This window comes from Sporolactobacillus spathodeae (genome assembly GCF_016908935.1).
Classification (GTDB): Bacteria; Bacillota; Bacilli; order Bacillales; family Sporolactobacillaceae; genus Sporolactobacillus; species Sporolactobacillus spathodeae.
Genome location: NZ_JAFBEV010000029.1, coordinates 1 through 17,417, shown reverse-complemented (window position 1 = coordinate 17,417; position 17,417 = coordinate 1). Strand labels below are relative to the sequence as shown.

The following is a 17,417-nucleotide window of genomic DNA, read 5'->3' as shown; positions in this document are numbered from 1 at the left end:
CCGAAGCACATTGCTACAAAAAACTTGGCTTAGCTAAGTTTTTCTTAAAGAGCTTTTAAAAATAAAATGTCTAAAAGCGAATCGGCGCAAGCAGCGAACTGCTTTGAAATCGAGTTGCGCGATTACTTGATTCGCGGTTCGCTTACAGACGTCAACATGTGAAGTAAAGCAAATAACGACGATCAAGGATATATGAAGGAGACTTTTCTAATGGAAACAAAGCTTTGGACTGTGAATCCGCAAGCCGATCATCTTGAGGACGATCCGCAAATAAAAGAAGCGGCTGCCTGTCTTGCACGCGGTGAAATTGTTGCCTTTCCAACCGAAACAGTTTACGGGCTCGGAGGCGATGCGAAGCAGCGAGACTCCGCTCGAAAAATATACGCAGCGAAAGGCCGGCCAAGCGACAACCCGCTCATTGTTCACGTTGCCAGTGAGGAACAGGTCAGAGAAATTTGCACGGATATTACGCCGATTGCCAAGACACTGATGGATAAATTTTGGCCAGGACCGCTGACGCTTGTCCTGCCCTCACGCGGCGAAGTATCGGATGCGGTGACAGCGGGATTGTCAACAGTTGCAGTGCGGATGCCGAGTCATCCCGTTGCTCGCGCATTAATTCTGGCCAGCGGTGTACCGGTCGCTGCCCCATCCGCGAATACATCGGGTCGTCCCAGTCCGACAACGGCGGCTCATGTTGCCCATGATTTAAACGGCCGAATCGCCGGCATTGTCGATGGTGGACCAACCGGTGTCGGCGTTGAATCGACGGTCGTTGATTGTACAACAACACCGATCACGATTCTGAGGCCGGGTGGCATTTCAAAGGAACAACTGGCGGAAGCGGTTGGCGCGGTCATTGACGACCCGGGTCTTGTCCGTCCGGATCAGGCACCGAAAGCACCAGGAATGAAGTATAAACATTACGCCCCCCAGGCGACGATGTACCTCGTTCCGGGCGGCAAAGAGCAGATTCAACAGCTTGTCACCCATGAAAAAAACAGCGCGCGACGGGTCGGTGTGCTCACGACCGAAGAAAATCGAGACGCATATCCGCAAGCAGACATTGTTTTAATTTGCGGCAAAAGGTCAGCACCAGAATCTGTTGCGCATCGTCTATTTGCTGTTTTGCGTGACTTTGACAATGCTGAAGTTGACGTGATTTACAGTGAGACCTTTCCTGAGACAGGCATTGGCCGGGCGATCATGAATCGTTTAGCGAAAGCAGCAGGCGGTCGTGTGATTGACTAAATGTTTAGCGGTTGCAACACGAACATATCGCTTAATTAAACGTTTGTTTAAAATTTGGCTCTGTTAAATTATAAAAATTGATTTTAATGACAAAGAAGTAATGTGTGAGACGCCTGCGGGAACAGCGTGCCGGCGAGACCCCGCAAATTTTTGCCTACTCGAGGGGGCTCGTGGTGCGCTAGCGGCAAGCGCACACAAATTTATAGGTACGAAAAGTCGAACAGAAGTATTAATTAAACGTTTGTTTAAGAAAAAAATCTCCCACTCACGCAGTAGGGAGATTTTTTTGGTTGGCATTTTGTGCAAGAGCCTATCTTGATAAACGGAGTTGTGATTTCAGAAAACAGCACAGTCTCCTGGTCACGAAAAAATAACTGAATTTCTCCTTCTAGATAAAAAAGGACATGCATAGATTGACATCATGGGACAAAGAAGGAGGGGTGAATATGGCCACGGAATGGATGTTCAAGGGTTTTGCCATTATTCTTATGGCAATGGCTCTCGGCATGGACGCTTTTTCCGTATGTATGGGGATGGGTATGAGACGGCTGAGGGTGGACCAGATTTTTAATATCGGTTTACTGATTGGTCTTTTCCACATTCTCATGCCGCTTCTCGGGATGATACTGGGTCATTTTATTTCCAGCCGCTTCGGCAATGTTGCGAGCATGGTCGGCGGTGTTCTTCTTGTCTTGATTGGGATGCAGATGATTTTCTCAGTCGCAAAAAATCAGGAAAACACAGGACTTTCAACTGCAACAGATATGGGCATTATTCTTTTCGCGATGAGTGTCAGTATCGACAGTTTTTCAGTAGGCTTGAGCATGGGTCTTTTTGGTGCACGTGTTTTGGCTAGTGTTTTCCTATTCGGACTTGTTAGCATGGCCATGGCCTGGGCGGGTTTTATTATTGGTCGGCGGACAAGGCATTTCTTTGGCCGCTACGGGGAAGCTCTAGGCGGGCTAATCATGTTTCTCTTCGGCTTGAAGCTACTTCTTCATTTTCACCTATAAAAAGATGGAAGAGAAAAGGCGAATACGGGCACCATTTCCCGGATTTCCCGGGAAATTGGCGAAACGCCACGAATGATGCTTGTTAGACTGCTTTCTCAATTTAAATTGCGCGAAGGCGCCTATGGAAAAGGCAAGCTAAGTGAGACCCCCGCAGATTACTGTCTGTCCGAGGAGGCGCCCGTCCTGCCCGCGGCAAGCGAGCAACCGAAGTGCACTTGTTAAAAAAAGACTTAGCGGAGCCAAGTTTTTCTGAGAAAGTGACGATGCATTTTGACGGTTGGTTTCTGGACAACCTGATATAATAGAGGAAAAGAGATAAGTTTCGAGGAAGGGTCAAAATGGAGTCAATCAATCAAGAATGGGTCGAACAGATCGATCAGGCACTCACGGATTTGCAGCAAGCTATGCCTTTCAACGAACGAAAATTATTAGTGATCGGTTGCAGTACAAGTGAAGTCGGTGGCAGCCAGATTGGCACATCCGGATCCCTTGATGTGGCCGCATCATTGTTTCAAACCTTTAAGACTTGGCATGAACGGACGGGTATTCATTTTGCCTTTCAATGCTGCGAACATTTGAATCGTGCGTTGATTATCGATCGTGATGAGGCGGAGAAGCGCGGTTTTGAACAGGTAACGGTTCGGCCAATTCGTCACGCAGGCGGGGCGATGGCTACGTATGCCTTCGAACATATGAGTGATCCGATTGCCGTTGAAACGATTCAAGCAGACGGCGGCCTGGATATCGGCGACACCTTGATCGGGATGCATTTGAAGCGAGTCGCTGTGCCTGTACGCAGTAAAATCAAGCGAATCGGTGAAGCAAATTTGGTCATGGCGCGAACCCGCCCGAAATTGATCGGCGGAGAACGAGCAATCTATCCAGAGACTGATCGCCGATAATTGGAAAAACAAGCCACGCGGCTTGTTTTTTTGCGAAGAAACACGCCATACGACTCCATTGTTCGAGGACCTTTTCTCATGTCCACTTTATAGACGCGTTCAAATGAGGCTCAATTATTTGGGGGATGGGCAATAGTTTGACAAAGCTCAAATTGATGCGTAGCCCAGTTTTTCCCATGTGGTTCCGAAAATGCATGAAAATGATCCCCAAATTGCAGAATTTCCGATCAGAGGCGTCGCCACACATCGAGTTCCGTTAGGCGGCCAGTAAAAATAGTAGGTGTGCGTCCGGTTCTCTTGATTTAATTCGCGCGAATGGGAAAAAATATGATAGAATTTGGAGAGGACATGTGACACATGTTCATCTAAAGCGAAAGCATTCTGAGAGGAGTTGCGCGTCATCCATGAAGGGTATTGAAGTTCATGATCCAGAAGTTTTCCAGGCGATTGAGAAGGAGCTTGGGCGACAGAGGAGCAAGATTGAATTGATCGCCTCTGAAAATTTTGTCAGCACGACGGTACTTGAGGCGGCAGGATCAGTTCTGACCAACAAATATGCTGAAGGGTATCCGGGCCACCGTTATTATGGGGGTTGCGAGTTTGTAGACATTGTCGAGGATCTGGCGCGTGATCGCGCGTTAAAATTGTTCGGCGGCGATCACGTGAATGTGCAGCCACATTCCGGTGCACAGGCAAATATGTCCGTTTATCAGACAATTTTAAAACCGGGAGACACAGTGCTCGGCATGCGTCTCGCACACGGCGGTCATCTGACGCACGGCAGTCCAGTGAACTTCAGCGGTGAATTGTATAACTTTGTGGATTACGGTGTAACAAAAGAGACCCAATATATTGATTACGAAGAAGTACGCAGCCAGGCGCTGAAACATCATCCGAAGCTGATTGTCGCGGGCGCGAGCGCCTACCCGCGGATTATCGATTTCAAGAAATTCCGCGAGATTGCCGACGAGGTTGGCGCTTATCTAATGGTTGACATGGCGCATATCGCCGGACTGGTTGCAGCTGGCCTGCATCCGAGTCCTGTACCCTATGCAGATTTCGTGACAACGACTACCCATAAGACATTGCGCGGTCCGCGTGGTGGTATGATTATCTGTAAAGCAGAGTTTGCGAAGAAGCTCGATAAAGCGATTTTCCCAGGTATTCAAGGCGGACCGCTGATGCATATCATCGCGGCAAAGGCAGTTGCGTTCGGCGAAGCTTTGCAGCCGGAATTCAAGGATTATGCCGCACAAATCGTTGCCAATGCTAAAGCATTTGCCAATGCGCTTCAGGCAAACGGACTTGATCTTGTTTCAGGCGGCACCGACAATCACTTAGTACTTGTCGATGTGCGCAATCTCGGGATCACTGGTAAAAAAGCTGAAGCCGTACTCGATGCAATCGGTATCACAACGAATAAAAACGCGATACCGTTTGACCCGGAAAAACCGTTTGTGACTAGCGGTATCCGCATGGGTACGCCGGCAGTGACGACACGTGGTTTCAAAGAAGCGGATATGGAAGAAGTTGCCTCAATTATTGCGGCTGCTTTGAAAGATCCGGATGACGCTTCTGTTCAGGAAGCATGTGCAGCGCGCGTAGCGAAACTCACAGATAGCTATCCGCTTTATCCGCAAGGCACCGGCTCGTTTGCTTAATGCAGTGAAAAAAGGACACAGGGGGAGAAATTTTCCCCTTATTTTTCTGCACGTCAATAGAATCTCTGTTAAGGTAAAACTAAAGAAGATGCGGCGAACTTGCCGCCTTTTTCTTTGTAAGCTAAAGAATGGGAATTTGCGCAAAGAATCGGCCCCATTGCTCTTGCATTTTGCGGGAAAGTGAGCAACTGAAGCGCATTGGATCAAGCCCATTTTTCTCACCAACGGATTTGGCGTATTTTTCATTTTGCTAAAGCGCCTTGACAGTGCACCAACAACAAAGCCAAGGCAATGATGGCTGCATGTGGTCATCGTTTCTATAGAACAAAAGTAATGGAGGAACGAACATGAGCAATTTAATCGTACTGGATCACCCGTTGATTCAGCATAAACTGACAATGATCCGTGATCACAGGACAGGAACGAAGGCTTTCCGCGAGCTCGTTGACGAAGTTGCAATGCTGATGGCTTTTGAAATCACCCGTGATTTGGCATTGGAAGAAGTGGACGTCGAAACACCAGTCGCAACGGCGAAGGCTAAACGGCTGTCAGGAAAGAAACTGGGGATTGTGCCGATCCTGCGCGCAGGACTCGGTATGGTGAACGGCGTCCTGAAGCTAATTCCTGCTGCAAAAGTGGGCCATATCGGTCTTTATCGCGACCCACAAACGCTGCAGCCAGTGGAATATTATGTTAAAATGCCGCCAGATATCAAAGAACGCGACTTCATCATCGTCGATCCGATGCTGGCAACCGGTGGCTCAGCCGCAGCGGCAATCACATCACTGAAGCAGCGCGGTGCCGTCAACATCAAATTGATGTGTCTGATTGGTGCCCCGGAAGGTGTCAAAGCCGTTCAGGAAGCGCATCCGGACGTAGACATTTACCTAGCAGCTCTTGATGAAAAGTTAAATGAACACGGCTATATCATTCCAGGTCTTGGCGACGCGGGCGACAGGCTGTTCGGTACAAAATAAAGGGATTAAACCGATTTGCTCAAAAATACAAGATCAATAAAGTGAATTTTTTTTCACAAAAATTAATCAATACTGAATAAATATTTCTTATTTTATGAACTGTCACAATTTCATGCTTCCAATATGATAAGAAATGATTAAAATCATTTATAAAGGGAATGGCATGGTAAGAAATGTAACATCATTGCTCCTATAGTGTAGAAATCAATTTTTTTCAGTGAAAATCGTCACAATTTGTTTGAAATTATTGACAGCAAGAGAGCGCTTTCGCTAAAATGAATAAGTAATGTGCTATTTTGGCAAACAAGCGTCCGAATGGTGTGACCAGCCCTTCAGCAATAGTTTCGCTTAAAATTTATTGTGAAATTCCTGTGTCGCATCCTTATAATAGGAATCGAACAGCGAATGGATTTAGAGAATGCAGCGTCCGAGCAAATGACCGTTGACGAAAATTGTTGTCTTTTGGTTGTCGAAATTTGTCTTGTCTAGAAGGTCGTCTGGCGAAAGAGATGACAAATTAACCGCTTGACGATTGTTCCTTCGTTAGTTTGGCAAAGATATGGGTTGAAGCGCGAACGGAGGGATTGCTGGATGGCTGGCAAAAAAGATCCGATCAGCCCCTGGCAAATGGCCGCAATGGTCAGTGCGATGGGGTTTGAAATTTTCGCTTTTATTATTCTTGCGGCACTCTTCGGCAATTTTCTTGATAGCAAACTTGGCACCTCTCATTTGTGGCTGCCAATAAGCGCAGTTCTCGGTCTCTTTCTTGGTCTTGTTAGCTGCTTCTATACGCTGAAATCTTTTATAAGGGACTGAAGCAATGAAACCTTTAGTCACTTGGGCCAAGCCGAAAATGATCGGCGCGGCAATTGTTTATTTGCTAACCTTTGGGTTAATCTGGTTGTTGACACCGATGAAGGCACCGGCTGCCGGCTGTCTTCTCGGAGGATTAATCAGTTTATATAATATTTACCATCTGTATTTCAGAATGAAGATAGTCGGACTGCGAATCCGCTCGGGGGCTAAACCCGCGGGTTTACATATGACGGTCCGGGTGCTGACCGTACTTTTTGGTGCCTTGATGGTCTACCGTTTTCCGGCTCGCTTCGACTATCGGTTTTTTGTGCTGTCTCTTTTATTTGGTTACCTTCTATTAATTTTGGTAGTCAGTATCTATTATCTGAAAAAGAGAAACACAACTTCTCCGAATGAAAGGAGGGAGACTCTTGGATCTGACTCCGAAAGTGCATTTTCTCGGAACGACGTTTGATATCACGCTGATGATTGGCACGGTGGTTTCCGCACTGATTGTATTGCTGATTGTGTTCCTTCTGACACGCAAATTAAGCCTGAGACCATCTGGGCGGCAGAATCTGATGGAATATATCATTGATTTTATCAGCGGGATTACGGGAATGATGTTGGAAAAGAAAGAGTCGGCACGCTATTTGAGCTTTGCGCTGACCACCTTCCTTTTTATCCTTGTTGCCAATCTGCTCGGCGTTATCGTCATGATTACGACAACCGCTCATGGCGCGATTCCTTCTCTCGGAATCACTGCGGCGGCGCTGAAAATGACGGACTCAGTCAGCTGGTTCAAGTCGCCGACATCGGATATTAACGTCACGGTCGCCATGGCAGGTGCGATTTTCATTTACGCGCATTCCGCCGGCATCGCGAAGAGTCCGAGAGGGTATTTGGCACACTATGTGAAGCCATTTGCATGGATGCTGCCGATTCACATTATCGACGAAGTATCAAAACCGGCAACGCATGCGTTGCGACTTTGGGCAAATATTTTCGCCGGTGAAGTTTTAATCCTGATTTTGCGTGAAGGCGTGTTCTATTTTACCGCCGTTCCGCTCTTTGCCTGGATGGGTTTTTCAGTGTTTGTCGGATGCATCCAAGCCTACATTTTTACTGTGCTTGCGATGGTCTACATTGCACAAAAAGTGGGCGACGAATGATTCTTCGGAATCCGCTCATTATGGAGGCGGCCTAAAAGGCTGACTCTGGAAAGTACTCATGTCAAAAACATAGACAAACTAGGAGGAATTTTGTTATGAGTTTAGCAGTTCTAGCTGGTGGTATTATGATCGCGTTTGGCGCGCTTGCAGCAGGTATTGGCAACGGTGTTCTATTCTCCCGTTACTTGGAAGGTATTTCCCGCCAGCCCGAAGCTCAGGGTACACTGTTCGGTCAGTCGATGATCGCACTGGGTCTTGTTGAAGCCCTTCCTGTCATTTCTATTGCCTTTGGTATTCTTGTACTTTTCGGCATCATTGGCTAAGTCCGGATCCAAGAGGTGCGGGGCAGCACTTGCCCCGAAGTGCCGGGATCGCCGGCAAATCTAAAGACTGAAAGGAGTGGCAAATGCTGTGTTGTCTTTTTCGATTGGCAATATCCTTTTCCAGTTAGTCATTATGCTTCTGTTGATGATATTCGTCACCAAGATCGCGACGAAACCAGTTGTTTCGATTATGGACAAGCGAAACAAATATATTAACAGTCAGATTGATGGCGCGGAAAGAAGTCGTCAGGAAGCTGAGACCTATCTGAAAGAGCAGAAAGAAGAACTTGAAAAAGTTCGGGCACAATCTCTTGAAGTGCTTGATCAGGCGAAGAATCAGGCGCAATCCGAAGCAAAAAGTGTTCTGGATGCAGCCAAAGAACGCTCCGAACTGATGGTAAAAGAAGCGCAAGAAGAGATTAACCGTGAGAAGGAACAGGCAATTGCTTCAATTCGTGATGAAGTCGCTGACCTGTCCGTCATGTTGGCTTCAAAAATCCTGGAAAAAGAAATTAACGCCAAGGATTATACGAAAGAAATTGACCAATTGATGAAGCAGGTGGCGATTCAGAGATGAGTGAGATCGTAGCTAACCGTTATGCCGAAGCGCTCTTTGAAGTTGCAGAAGAACGCCAGTTGATCGATGCGATTGAAACTCAGCTTACTTCTGTCACCGATACATTGTCCAACAATGAAGAACTCCGCCGTGTGCTCCAGCACCCGCAAATTAGTGCCGATGAGAAAAAGGCACTTGTTGACGGACTTTTCAAAGACGCTGTCGGTCTTGAAGTGAGCAATTTGCTGAAATTGCTCATCGACCGGAAACGCGAATCGATAATCAATGACGTGCTTGAAGCCTATACGCTCATGGCGAATGAAAAAAGAGGCATTCTCGACGTTACCGTAACCACGGCAGTCCCGCTTGATGAGGAAGAACAATCCGATCTCGCCCGCCGGCTTGGCGAAGCGCTCGGCAAGAAGCTCCGCATCAGCGTTACGGTTAATAAGGAAATTATCGGCGGCATTTTGATGCGCATCGGTGATCGTCTCTATGACGGCACGATTGCGGGGAAACTTGCAGGCTTCAAACATGAGATTACAAGTAGGTAAATAGGGGTGAAAATATCGTGAGCATTAATGCGGAAGAAATCAGCTCGCTTATCAAACAGCAGATTGAAAACTATCAATCAACTGTTGAAGTGAGCGAAGTCGGCTCAGTTATTACAGTCGGCGACGGAATTGCCCGCGTCCACGGCCTCGACAGTTGCATGTCAGGCGAGCTTGTCGAATTTTCCAACGGGGTCATGGGAATGGCCCAGAACCTGGAAGAAGACAATGTCGGTATCGTCATCCTCGGACCTTTCACGGATATCCATGAAGGGGACGAAGTGAAGCGTACTGGACGCATCATGTCCGTTCCTGTCGGCGAAGAACTATTGGGCCGCATCGTCAATCCGCTGGGACAGCCGATTGACGGAAAAGGACCGATTAATACAAGCAAGACGCGCCCGGTTGAAAAGAAAGCACCAGGCGTTATGCAACGGAAACACGTTTCTGAACCACTGCAGACCGGTATCAAAGCGATCGACGCGATGATTCCGATCGGCCGTGGTCAGCGTGAATTGATCATCGGCGACCGCCAAACAGGTAAAACGGCGATTGCCATTGACACGATTATCAACCAGAAAGACCAAGATGTAATTAGCATCTATGTCGCTATTGGCCAGAAGGAATCGACGGTTGCCGGTGTTGTTGAAACGCTGAAAGCATATGGCGTCATGGATAAAACCATTGTCGTATCTGCCGGCGCATCTGAACCTGCTCCGCTGCTTTACCTGGCACCTTATACCGGTGTAACAATGGGCGAAGAGTTCATGTACAACGGCAAGCACGTGTTAATTATTTATGATGATCTGTCCAAACAGGCGGCGGCATACCGTGAACTTTCTTTGCTGCTCCGTCGTCCGCCGGGCCGTGAAGCGTTCCCTGGCGATGTGTTCTATCTGCACTCCAGATTGCTCGAACGTGCGGCAAAACTGAGTGACGAACTCGGCGGTGGATCGATTACTGCGCTGCCGATTATTGAAACACAGGCCGGAGACATTTCCGCATACATCCCAACGAACGTGATTTCCATTACAGACGGCCAGATCTTCTTGGAATCGAACCTGTTCTATTCGGGTATTCGTCCAGCCGTTGACGCTGGTACTTCGGTATCTCGTGTTGGTGGTGATGCTCAGATCAAGGCAATGAAGAAGGTTGCCGGTACGCTTAAACTGGACCTCGCGTCGTATCGTGAACTGGAAGCTTTTACACAGTTCGGATCGGATCTGGACAAAGCAACGAAAGCGAAACTGGATCGCGGCGCACGTACTGTGGAAATCCTCAAACAGGATTTGCACGCACCTTATCGGGTAGAAAACCAGGTTGTTGTGTTGTACGCACTGACAAAGGGCTACATCGATGACATCGCGATGGAAGATATTAAACGTTTTGAAAAAGAACTGCTTTCCTTTATGAAACAGAAGCATGCTGAAATTCTGGACAAGATCCGCGAAAGTGGCAATCTTCCGGATGATGCGGCATTTAAAGCAGCCATTGGAGAATTCAAGAAAACTTTTGTTGGATCGCAGGCTGAATAATCCGGCAGATGTTCTCAAAGTCCGGCAATGAAATGCCGGCAAGCGGGTGCCTGCGCATGAATAAAAGATTTTGAGATCTTTCAAAGGTGGTGAACGAACATGCCTTCAATGCGTGACATTAAGGAAAAAATTAATTCGACGAAAAAGACGCGCAAAATCACCAAAGCGATGCAGATGGTTGCGGCGGCAAAATTGAGCCATGCCCAGGAACGGGCTGGCGAATACGCCGCCTACGCAGACAAGCTGAAAGAAGTGGTTTCCAGTATCGCTTCTGGTAAGAAGTCTGGGGGCAAGCATCCGATGCTTGAAAGCCGTCCGGTTAAGAAAACGGCATATCTCGTAATCACGGAAAACCGTGGACTTGCCGGCGCCTATGATAGCAACGTTTTGAAATATACGCAGAATCTGATTGCTGAAAAGCATCAGTCGAAAGACGAATACACCATTATTGTCACTGGTAAAATCGGCCTGAACTTCTTTGAAAAGAGAGGTTATCCAATCGCCTTCAGCAAAACGGATCTGGAAGATGAACCGACATTTGACGATGTGATTGGTTTGGCAAGACAGGCGGTCGGCCTGTTCGATGACAAAAAGATTGATGAATTGCACATCATTTACAATCACTTTGTCAATGCCATTTCGCAGCGGCTCGTGGACAATCAGCTACTTCCGCTGACTAATATTGAAAGCGCACCGGCCGTAAAGACGAATTATATTTACGAGCCGGATGAAAGCGACGTGCTGGAAAGCCTGCTTCCGCTATACGCGGAAGGCCAGGTCTACGGCGCAATTCTTGACGCGAAAGCTGCTGAATTTGCTGCGCGTATGACCGCAATGCGTAGCGCTTCAGACAACGCGAGCGATATCATCGATCATCTGTCATTGGCTTATAACCGCGCCCGTCAGGCTGCGATTACACAGCAGATTACAGAAATTGTCGGCGGTGCCGCCGCTCTTGAATAAACAAATTGCATTTTAATGCTCACAGGGTAGACCCGAAAACCGTTGCTTTTTAGAAACGGCGCCTTGCCATTCTTGGTCAGCACGGCTTTTCGGCAACTCTTTGAAGGAGGAAGTTTGATGAACGTAGGGTACATCACTCAGGTTACAGGACCTGTCGTCGACGTGAAGTTCGAACGCGGACATCTTCCTGAAATCTATAACGCTCTGACAGTCAATTACAAAGCAAAATCCTCCCATGAAGCGGATATCCACCTGACCCTTGAAGTTGCGCTTCATTTGGGCGACGACTCCGTGCGCACCATTGCCATGGATTCATCAGACGGACTTGTTCGCGGAATGGAAGTCGTGGATACAGGCGCGCCAATTTCGATGCCTGTTGGCGACGTGACACTTGGTCGTGTATTCAACGTGCTTGGCGAACCAATTGACGGCAAACCGCTGGCTGAGGATGCGCCGCATAACCCAATTCACCGTGATCCGCCGAAATTCGCCGAATTGTCGACGAAAACGGAAGTTCTAGAAACAGGAATCAAGGTTATCGACCTCCTGACGCCTTATATCAAAGGTGGTAAGATCGGCCTGTTCGGTGGTGCCGGTGTTGGTAAAACTGTATTGATTCAGGAATTGATTCACAACATCGCTGAAGAGCACCACGGCGTGTCCGTATTCGCCGGCGTTGGTGAACGGACCCGTGAAGGGAACGACCTTTTCTTTGAAATGACGGATTCCGGCGTTATCAAACAGACGGCCATGGTTTTCGGCCAGATGAACGAGCCGCCGGGTGCCCGTATGCGTGTGGCGCTGTCCGGCTTGACGATGGCGGAATATTTCCGTGATGTAGAAGGTCAGGACGTGCTGCTTTTCATCGACAATATTTTCCGTTTCACACAGGCCGGCTCGGAAGTTTCCGCGCTGCTCGGTCGTCTGCCATCTGCCGTAGGTTACCAGCCAACGCTGGCAACAGAAATGGGTCGTCTGCAGGAACGAATCACATCGACGAAGAAGGGCTCTGTAACCTCGATCCAGGCCGTTTATGTGCCTGCCGATGACTACACCGACCCGGCTCCGGCAACGACATTCTCGCACCTCGACGCGACAACGAACCTCGAACGTGCACTGACTCAGATTGGTATTTATCCGGCCGTTGATCCGCTCGCTTCAACATCCCGCGCTTTGGCTCCGGATATTGTCGGCGAAGAACATTATGAAGTGGCACAGCGTGTACAGCAGACGTTGCAGAAATACCGTGAATTGCAGGATATCATCGCGATCCTTGGTATGGATGAATTGTCTGATGAAGACAAGCTGACTGTAAGCCGTGCCCGCCGTATTCAGTTCTTCCTCGGCCAGAACTTCCACGTTGCGGAACAGTTCACCGGCGTACCGGGCTCCTACGTTCCTGTGGAAGAAACAATCAAGGGCTTCAAGGGCATTCTCGACGGCAAATACGATGATGTTCCGGAAGAAGCCTTCCGGAACACCGGAACGATCGAGAACGTACTCGAAAGAGCGAAACAGCTGGTTTAATCACTCCGGTTAAACCCATTTAAGGGGGCTGACAGATGAGCACAGTGCATACGGAAATTGTCACACCCGCAGGCAAGATTTTCTCGGGTGAGGTCCATATGGTCAGTGTGCGGGCAAAAAGCGGCGAACTCGGCATTCTGCCGCATCACATTCCGCTCGTTGCCCCGCTGGAAATCGCCCAGGTTCGTCTGAAACATGAAGACGAAAAAATTGTCGATTATGCCGCGGTCCATGGCGGATTTATTCAGGTCAGCCGCGACGCGATCACAATTCTGTCGGAAGCTGCCGAAATGAAAAATGATATTGATGTCGAACGCGCCAAGAAGGCGAAAGAGGAAGCAGAGCATCAGCTCAGCACCCTTCACGAATCATCCGAAGGTTACCCTGAAGCGCTCCTGAAACTCAAACGCGCCAACCTGCGCCTCGACACGGCAGCGATCGCTGACCCTGTAGCGGAATCCTAACAGACATAATTTCAATACGAAATAAAAGGAACAACCCTTTCCATCGTGAGAGGGCTGTTCCTTTTTCATTTTTCTAAGGCTTACACGAATGAAGCGAATGCACGCTCACGCCTGCAGAAAACGCGAGCCAAGTGAGCCCCCGCAGATTCTAGCTTGTCTGAGGAGGTTCCCGTCTTGCCCGCGGCAAGCGAGTAGCAGCTGAAGTGTGATAAAGGCAAGTTTAATGCTAAAAGCCAGCCGCCTACAGATTTACTTTTAAGGACAGCAACGTGTTTAAGCCAGATCAAAGCCTGATCCTGGATAAAAAGGCTTGATTGAAAAATTTAATCATGACAAATGAATCTGTTCAATATATATTTTCTTATCAAACAGATTTCATATATTTTTATTGATAATGTGAAAAAAATTGTATACTGTGGTATTTTTTTTGAATACGCGTTAAAATAGGCATTAGCAAAAATTATAGTTATATTATATTTAGATTACAGATATATTACGAAACAGGAGATGAGTGCGGATTCCCGCATTTATCAGCGAATAATTATCAAATGCATCCTTGTATTTAGGCTGATTAAATCTAATGTTGTGTCAGCACGCGAGCGCGGCGAGCGAGACGCCTGCGGATAAAACGAGCAAGTGTGGTCTCGCGAAACCGAAATTGTCTCACAACGCGCCCGCGACTCTAATAATCAGCAACAGATTTTAACAAAGCCTAATAAGTGCCGCTGTAACGGGAACAGGCCATACATATTCTAGGGAAAGCAGGTGCAAGCGTGACGAATGTCGGTGCCCAGGCACTCCTGAGTATTTTCGTCCATTTAATCTTTTTTATTCTTGCCTGGTGGGCATTGCAGGGCGTTAACTTTGAAAAATTGCTCCGCCGGCCCGCCAGCATTCGCGCACGAATTCTGTACCTGTTGCTGGCAATTGCCATCAGTTATCCGGTTGCTGCGTTCTTTCTGGACTATTTGAATTGGTCGCTTGCCTTACCGCAGATTTATCGCTGAAAAGGCGAACTTTGACGAAAAGTTCCACGTATGATCCCCTTTACGCAAAGGAAATAATGAGTAAAGGAGAGGACGTGGATCGATGAAAAAGAAAAATATTTTACTGATGATTATTGCTGTACTGGTATTAATTTCAGCAACAGCTGCCAAAGGAAAAGTAATTTCTCATGTTGATCGGAATCCATTGGATCGAATCGAGCAATTTTCAAACGCACTGACGAACCATCAAGCCAAAGTAACGAGTTGGACAGTCTATGCGCGTGAAGAACGTGCAGCAGTCGTTTCAAACGAAGAATGGACGCAGCTTGTTAAAAAGTTGAAGAAAGCTAATTCGCAGTTGAATTGGCAGCCTTTGAAAACAGAGAAACAGGTCATGGGCTGGCAGGGTGATGCGCAGCTAGCGAACGGCTTGAAAACCAAGCTTAGTTATTTTGCGTACCCATCTGGAAAAGGCTTTCGAACAGCGATTGCCTATGAAGCCGATGGCAAGTCCTTTAATCGGAATTTATGGCTAGTCCAAAAGAGGGATATTCGCCGAAATTTGGATCGAATTTTTCACGGACAAGAGCAAATCTTCTCTTGTGTAAAGGCAGATAGCGGTGTTAAAATAAAATCCGGCTTAATTAATCAAGGGGAAATATATCTTAAGCTTTTTTCAGCCGCTCCAATTGAACGACTTGATGAAAAAACCTTTGTATCAATTTCCGCATATACTAAAACATGGAACGATAGCATAATTTCTGGAAAAAAGACGATGAACTTGCAAGTTGCCTTGCGCCAAGATGCCGGCCGAACCGTCATCACGCTGGGCACGCCAATCATTACGCAGGAATATTAGGACGGCTTGTTCCCTCCGAGTCCTGCGTAACTGATAAGCGGATGAGATGTGATCGCGGATAACTGCACGCGATCAAGCAAAGAGATATAAATGGGACGCGGAGGGGAAAAGTTTGGAGAAGATTATTGTTCACGGAGGAAAGCGGCTCTCGGGTTCGGTGAAAATTGAAGGTGCGAAAAACGCAGTACTTCCCGTCATTGCCGCAGCGATGCTGGCAAGCAAAGGAACAAGCAGAATTTATAATGTACCGGAACTAGCCGATGTATACACGATTAATGAAGTATTGCGGCATTTAAATACTTCGGTCAACTATTCCAATAAAACAATTATGGTGAATGCTGTAGCGGAACTTTTTACAGAAGCACCGTTTGAATTTGTTAAAAAAATGCGGGCCTCTTTTCTCGTGATGGGTCCGCTCCTCGCCAGAGTCGGTCATGCGAAAATCGCTCTTCCCGGAGGCTGTGCCATTGGATCGCGTCCGATTGACCAGCATTTAAAGGGTTTTGAAGCGATGGGCGCAGAAGTGAAAATCGGCAACGGATCGATTGAAGCGCGTGTCAACGGCCGCTTAAAAGGGGCGCCGATTTATCTTGATTTTCCAAGCGTCGGCGCAACGGAAAATATCATCATGGCAGCAACGCTTGCTGAAGGTGAAACGGTCATTGAGAATGCGGCTTGCGAGCCAGAAATCGTCAACTTAGCGCAATATTGCAACGCCATGGGCGCCAAGGTTACCGGCGCAGGCACAAGCCGCGTGACGATTGAAGGCGTCGACGCGCTGCACGGCGCTGAACACACCATCCTTCCGGATCGGATCGAAGCCGGCACGTATATGATTGCCGCGGCGATTACCGGCGGAAATGTATTCATTGAAGACGCGGATATCGAAGATCTGCGCCCGTTAATCGCTAAGCTGCGCGATATGGGTGTGACAGTGGAGGAAGAACTCGACGGCATCCGTGTCATCGGCAGCGATCATTTGCAGGCTATTGACATTAAAACGATGCCGCATCCGGGTTTTCCGACGGATTTGCAGGCGCAGATGATGGCGATTCTGCTGAAAGCCAATGGCACTTCAGTGATCACAGAAACGGTATTCGAAAATCGGTTTATGCACGTTGAAGAATTCCGCAGAATGAACGCTGCGATTAAAATTGATGGCCGCTCCGCCATCATCAGCGGTCCTTGTGATTTACAGGGTGCCGATGTGACAGCGACCGATCTTCGTGCCGGGGCGGCGCTTGTCATTGCCGGACTCGTTGCCAAGGGTCATACGCGAATCAGCAATCTCCATCATATTGACCGCGGCTACGTCGATTTAGCAGGCAAACTGCACGCATTGGGCGCCGATATCGAGCGCGTGCGCGTCAATCCGGCGGAACAGGAAGAAACCGCAAACGCTACAGAAACAGTCCGCGCGATAGGTATTAATCCGAAATTCGCCTGACAATCTAGTTAAAGTAAAACACAGGGGCCGATTACATTCGCGCCTCTTTATTTTTGTTGTTATATATCTGAAAATTAAAACTATATCCGGCGTGATTGACCTATTTGGAGTTTATGTTTGCCGCCAAAAAACATACCAAAATAATATCGGTTACATAGTAAAATTTCTTGAATGAGTGAGTTAAGCAGATGCTTTAGCTTCGCTGCGAATAAGCGCTCAGGTCGTCGCGCTTGAGATGCGATTTGCTGCGAATAAGCGCTCAGGTCGTCGCGCTTGAGGTTGAGGAGCGCTGAGATTTGTAAGTTCAGGGCACAAGTCGTTCATTAAAAGAGTCGCACCAAATCGAGCAAAAGTCGCACCGAAATTCGGAAAAGTCGCTCCTAATCAAGCAAAAGTCGCACCAAAATTCAGGAGTTGCTCCTAATCGAGCAAAAG

General features: G+C 47.8%; 18 protein-coding genes. All 18 read left to right on the top strand.

All coding sequences use genetic code 11. The features are described from left to right. Positions 1-210 precede the first annotated feature (210 nt). The 18 genes from JOC27_RS11940 (at position 211) to murA (ending at position 16,982) form a co-directional block, all read left to right on the top strand. Positions 211-1,251 carry an L-threonylcarbamoyladenylate synthase gene (locus JOC27_RS11940; protein WP_205007522.1) on the top strand — a complete coding sequence of 347 codons (1,041 nt, stop codon included), beginning with the start codon at positions 211-213 and terminating at the stop codon, positions 1,249-1,251. 446 nt (positions 1,252-1,697) lie between these two features. Continuing rightward, positions 1,698-2,264 (top strand): manganese efflux pump MntP, encoded by a 567-nt coding sequence (locus JOC27_RS11935; RefSeq protein ID WP_205007521.1) that lies wholly within the window; start codon positions 1,698-1,700, stop codon positions 2,262-2,264. Positions 2,265-2,602: 338 nt separating this feature from the next. Further along, a complete protein-coding gene (locus JOC27_RS11930) occupies positions 2,603-3,166 on the top strand; it encodes a TIGR01440 family protein (protein ID WP_205007520.1) in 564 nt (187 codons plus the stop codon). 404 nt (positions 3,167-3,570) lie between these two features. Beyond that, positions 3,571-4,827, top strand: a complete 1,257-nt coding sequence (locus JOC27_RS11925) for a serine hydroxymethyltransferase (RefSeq protein WP_205007519.1) — start codon at positions 3,571-3,573, stop codon at positions 4,825-4,827. Positions 4,828-5,174: 347 nt separating this feature from the next. Next, a complete protein-coding gene (gene upp, locus JOC27_RS11920; RefSeq protein ID WP_205007518.1) occupies positions 5,175-5,804 on the top strand; it encodes a uracil phosphoribosyltransferase in 630 nt (209 codons plus the stop codon). A 591-nt stretch (positions 5,805-6,395) separates the two neighbouring features. Then, positions 6,396-6,620 carry an AtpZ/AtpI family protein gene (locus JOC27_RS11915; RefSeq protein WP_205007517.1) on the top strand — a complete coding sequence of 75 codons (225 nt, stop codon included), beginning with the start codon at positions 6,396-6,398 and terminating at the stop codon, positions 6,618-6,620. A gap of 4 nt (positions 6,621-6,624) precedes the next feature. Next, positions 6,625-7,074: a hypothetical protein gene (locus JOC27_RS11910; protein ID WP_205007516.1), complete on the top strand. Its 450-nt coding sequence runs from the start codon at positions 6,625-6,627 to the stop codon at positions 7,072-7,074. Then, positions 7,031-7,771 carry a F0F1 ATP synthase subunit A gene (gene atpB / locus JOC27_RS11905; protein ID WP_205007515.1) on the top strand — a complete coding sequence of 247 codons (741 nt, stop codon included), beginning with the start codon at positions 7,031-7,033 and terminating at the stop codon, positions 7,769-7,771. The genes JOC27_RS11910 and atpB overlap by 44 nt, the downstream gene beginning before the upstream one ends. Positions 7,772-7,866: 95 nt before the next feature. Beyond that, on the top strand, positions 7,867-8,094 hold the full coding sequence (atpE, locus tag JOC27_RS11900; RefSeq protein ID WP_205007514.1) for a F0F1 ATP synthase subunit C: 228 nt from the start codon (positions 7,867-7,869) through the stop codon (positions 8,092-8,094). A gap of 88 nt (positions 8,095-8,182) precedes the next feature. Next, positions 8,183-8,671 carry a F0F1 ATP synthase subunit B gene (atpF, locus tag JOC27_RS11895; protein WP_338062809.1) on the top strand — a complete coding sequence of 163 codons (489 nt, stop codon included), beginning with the start codon at positions 8,183-8,185 and terminating at the stop codon, positions 8,669-8,671. Next, the gene (locus JOC27_RS11890; protein ID WP_205007512.1) at positions 8,668-9,204 is read left to right on the top strand and encodes a F0F1 ATP synthase subunit delta; all 537 of its coding nucleotides are present in this window, start codon (positions 8,668-8,670) and stop codon (positions 9,202-9,204) included. Before atpF ends, JOC27_RS11890 begins: the two co-directional genes overlap by 4 nt. A 17-nt stretch (positions 9,205-9,221) precedes the next feature. Beyond that, the gene (gene atpA / locus JOC27_RS11885; protein ID WP_205007511.1) at positions 9,222-10,736 is read left to right on the top strand and encodes a F0F1 ATP synthase subunit alpha; all 1,515 of its coding nucleotides are present in this window, start codon (positions 9,222-9,224) and stop codon (positions 10,734-10,736) included. A 99-nt stretch (positions 10,737-10,835) separates the two neighbouring features. Next, a complete protein-coding gene (atpG, locus tag JOC27_RS11880) occupies positions 10,836-11,699 on the top strand; it encodes an ATP synthase F1 subunit gamma (RefSeq protein WP_205007510.1) in 864 nt (287 codons plus the stop codon). Positions 11,700-11,816: 117 nt separating this feature from the next. Continuing rightward, a complete protein-coding gene (gene atpD / locus JOC27_RS11875; protein WP_205007509.1) occupies positions 11,817-13,226 on the top strand; it encodes a F0F1 ATP synthase subunit beta in 1,410 nt (469 codons plus the stop codon). Between the two features lie 35 nt (positions 13,227-13,261). Next, positions 13,262-13,690, top strand: coding sequence for a F0F1 ATP synthase subunit epsilon (locus JOC27_RS11870; RefSeq protein WP_205007508.1), 429 nt, complete (start codon positions 13,262-13,264; stop codon positions 13,688-13,690). Between the two features lie 773 nt (positions 13,691-14,463). Continuing rightward, the gene (locus JOC27_RS11865; RefSeq protein ID WP_338062808.1) at positions 14,464-14,697 is read left to right on the top strand and encodes a DUF1146 family protein; all 234 of its coding nucleotides are present in this window, start codon (positions 14,464-14,466) and stop codon (positions 14,695-14,697) included. 82 nt (positions 14,698-14,779) lie between these two features. Further along, positions 14,780-15,535 (top strand): YwmB family TATA-box binding protein, encoded by a 756-nt coding sequence (locus JOC27_RS11860; RefSeq protein WP_205007507.1) that lies wholly within the window; start codon positions 14,780-14,782, stop codon positions 15,533-15,535. A gap of 112 nt (positions 15,536-15,647) precedes the next feature. Further along, positions 15,648-16,982 (top strand): UDP-N-acetylglucosamine 1-carboxyvinyltransferase, encoded by a 1,335-nt coding sequence (gene murA / locus JOC27_RS11855; protein ID WP_205007506.1) that lies wholly within the window; start codon positions 15,648-15,650, stop codon positions 16,980-16,982. The last annotated feature ends 435 nt before the right edge of the window (positions 16,983-17,417 follow it).

Bases quoted from the DNA above. Each gene is read 5' to 3' on its own strand.
- JOC27_RS11940 (WP_205007522.1), top strand. From the start codon at position 211: ATGGAAACAAAGCTTTGGACTGTGAATCCGCAAGCCGATCATCTTGAG.
- atpE (WP_205007514.1), top strand. From the start codon at position 7,867: ATGAGTTTAGCAGTTCTAGCTGGTGGTATTATGATCGCGTTTGGCGCG.
- JOC27_RS11915 (WP_205007517.1), top strand. From the start codon at position 6,396: ATGGCTGGCAAAAAAGATCCGATCAGCCCCTGGCAAATGGCCGCAATG.
- JOC27_RS11935 (WP_205007521.1), top strand. From the start codon at position 1,698: ATGGCCACGGAATGGATGTTCAAGGGTTTTGCCATTATTCTTATGGCA.
- JOC27_RS11925 (WP_205007519.1), top strand. From the start codon at position 3,571: ATGAAGGGTATTGAAGTTCATGATCCAGAAGTTTTCCAGGCGATTGAG.
- upp (WP_205007518.1), top strand. From the start codon at position 5,175: ATGAGCAATTTAATCGTACTGGATCACCCGTTGATTCAGCATAAACTG.
- JOC27_RS11870 (WP_205007508.1), top strand. From the start codon at position 13,262: ATGAGCACAGTGCATACGGAAATTGTCACACCCGCAGGCAAGATTTTC.
- atpD (WP_205007509.1), top strand. From the start codon at position 11,817: ATGAACGTAGGGTACATCACTCAGGTTACAGGACCTGTCGTCGACGTG.
- JOC27_RS11910 (WP_205007516.1), top strand. From the start codon at position 6,625: ATGAAACCTTTAGTCACTTGGGCCAAGCCGAAAATGATCGGCGCGGCA.
- JOC27_RS11860 (WP_205007507.1), top strand. From the start codon at position 14,780: ATGAAAAAGAAAAATATTTTACTGATGATTATTGCTGTACTGGTATTA.
- atpG (WP_205007510.1), top strand. From the start codon at position 10,836: ATGCCTTCAATGCGTGACATTAAGGAAAAAATTAATTCGACGAAAAAG.
- JOC27_RS11930 (WP_205007520.1), top strand. From the start codon at position 2,603: ATGGAGTCAATCAATCAAGAATGGGTCGAACAGATCGATCAGGCACTC.
- JOC27_RS11890 (WP_205007512.1), top strand. From the start codon at position 8,668: ATGAGTGAGATCGTAGCTAACCGTTATGCCGAAGCGCTCTTTGAAGTT.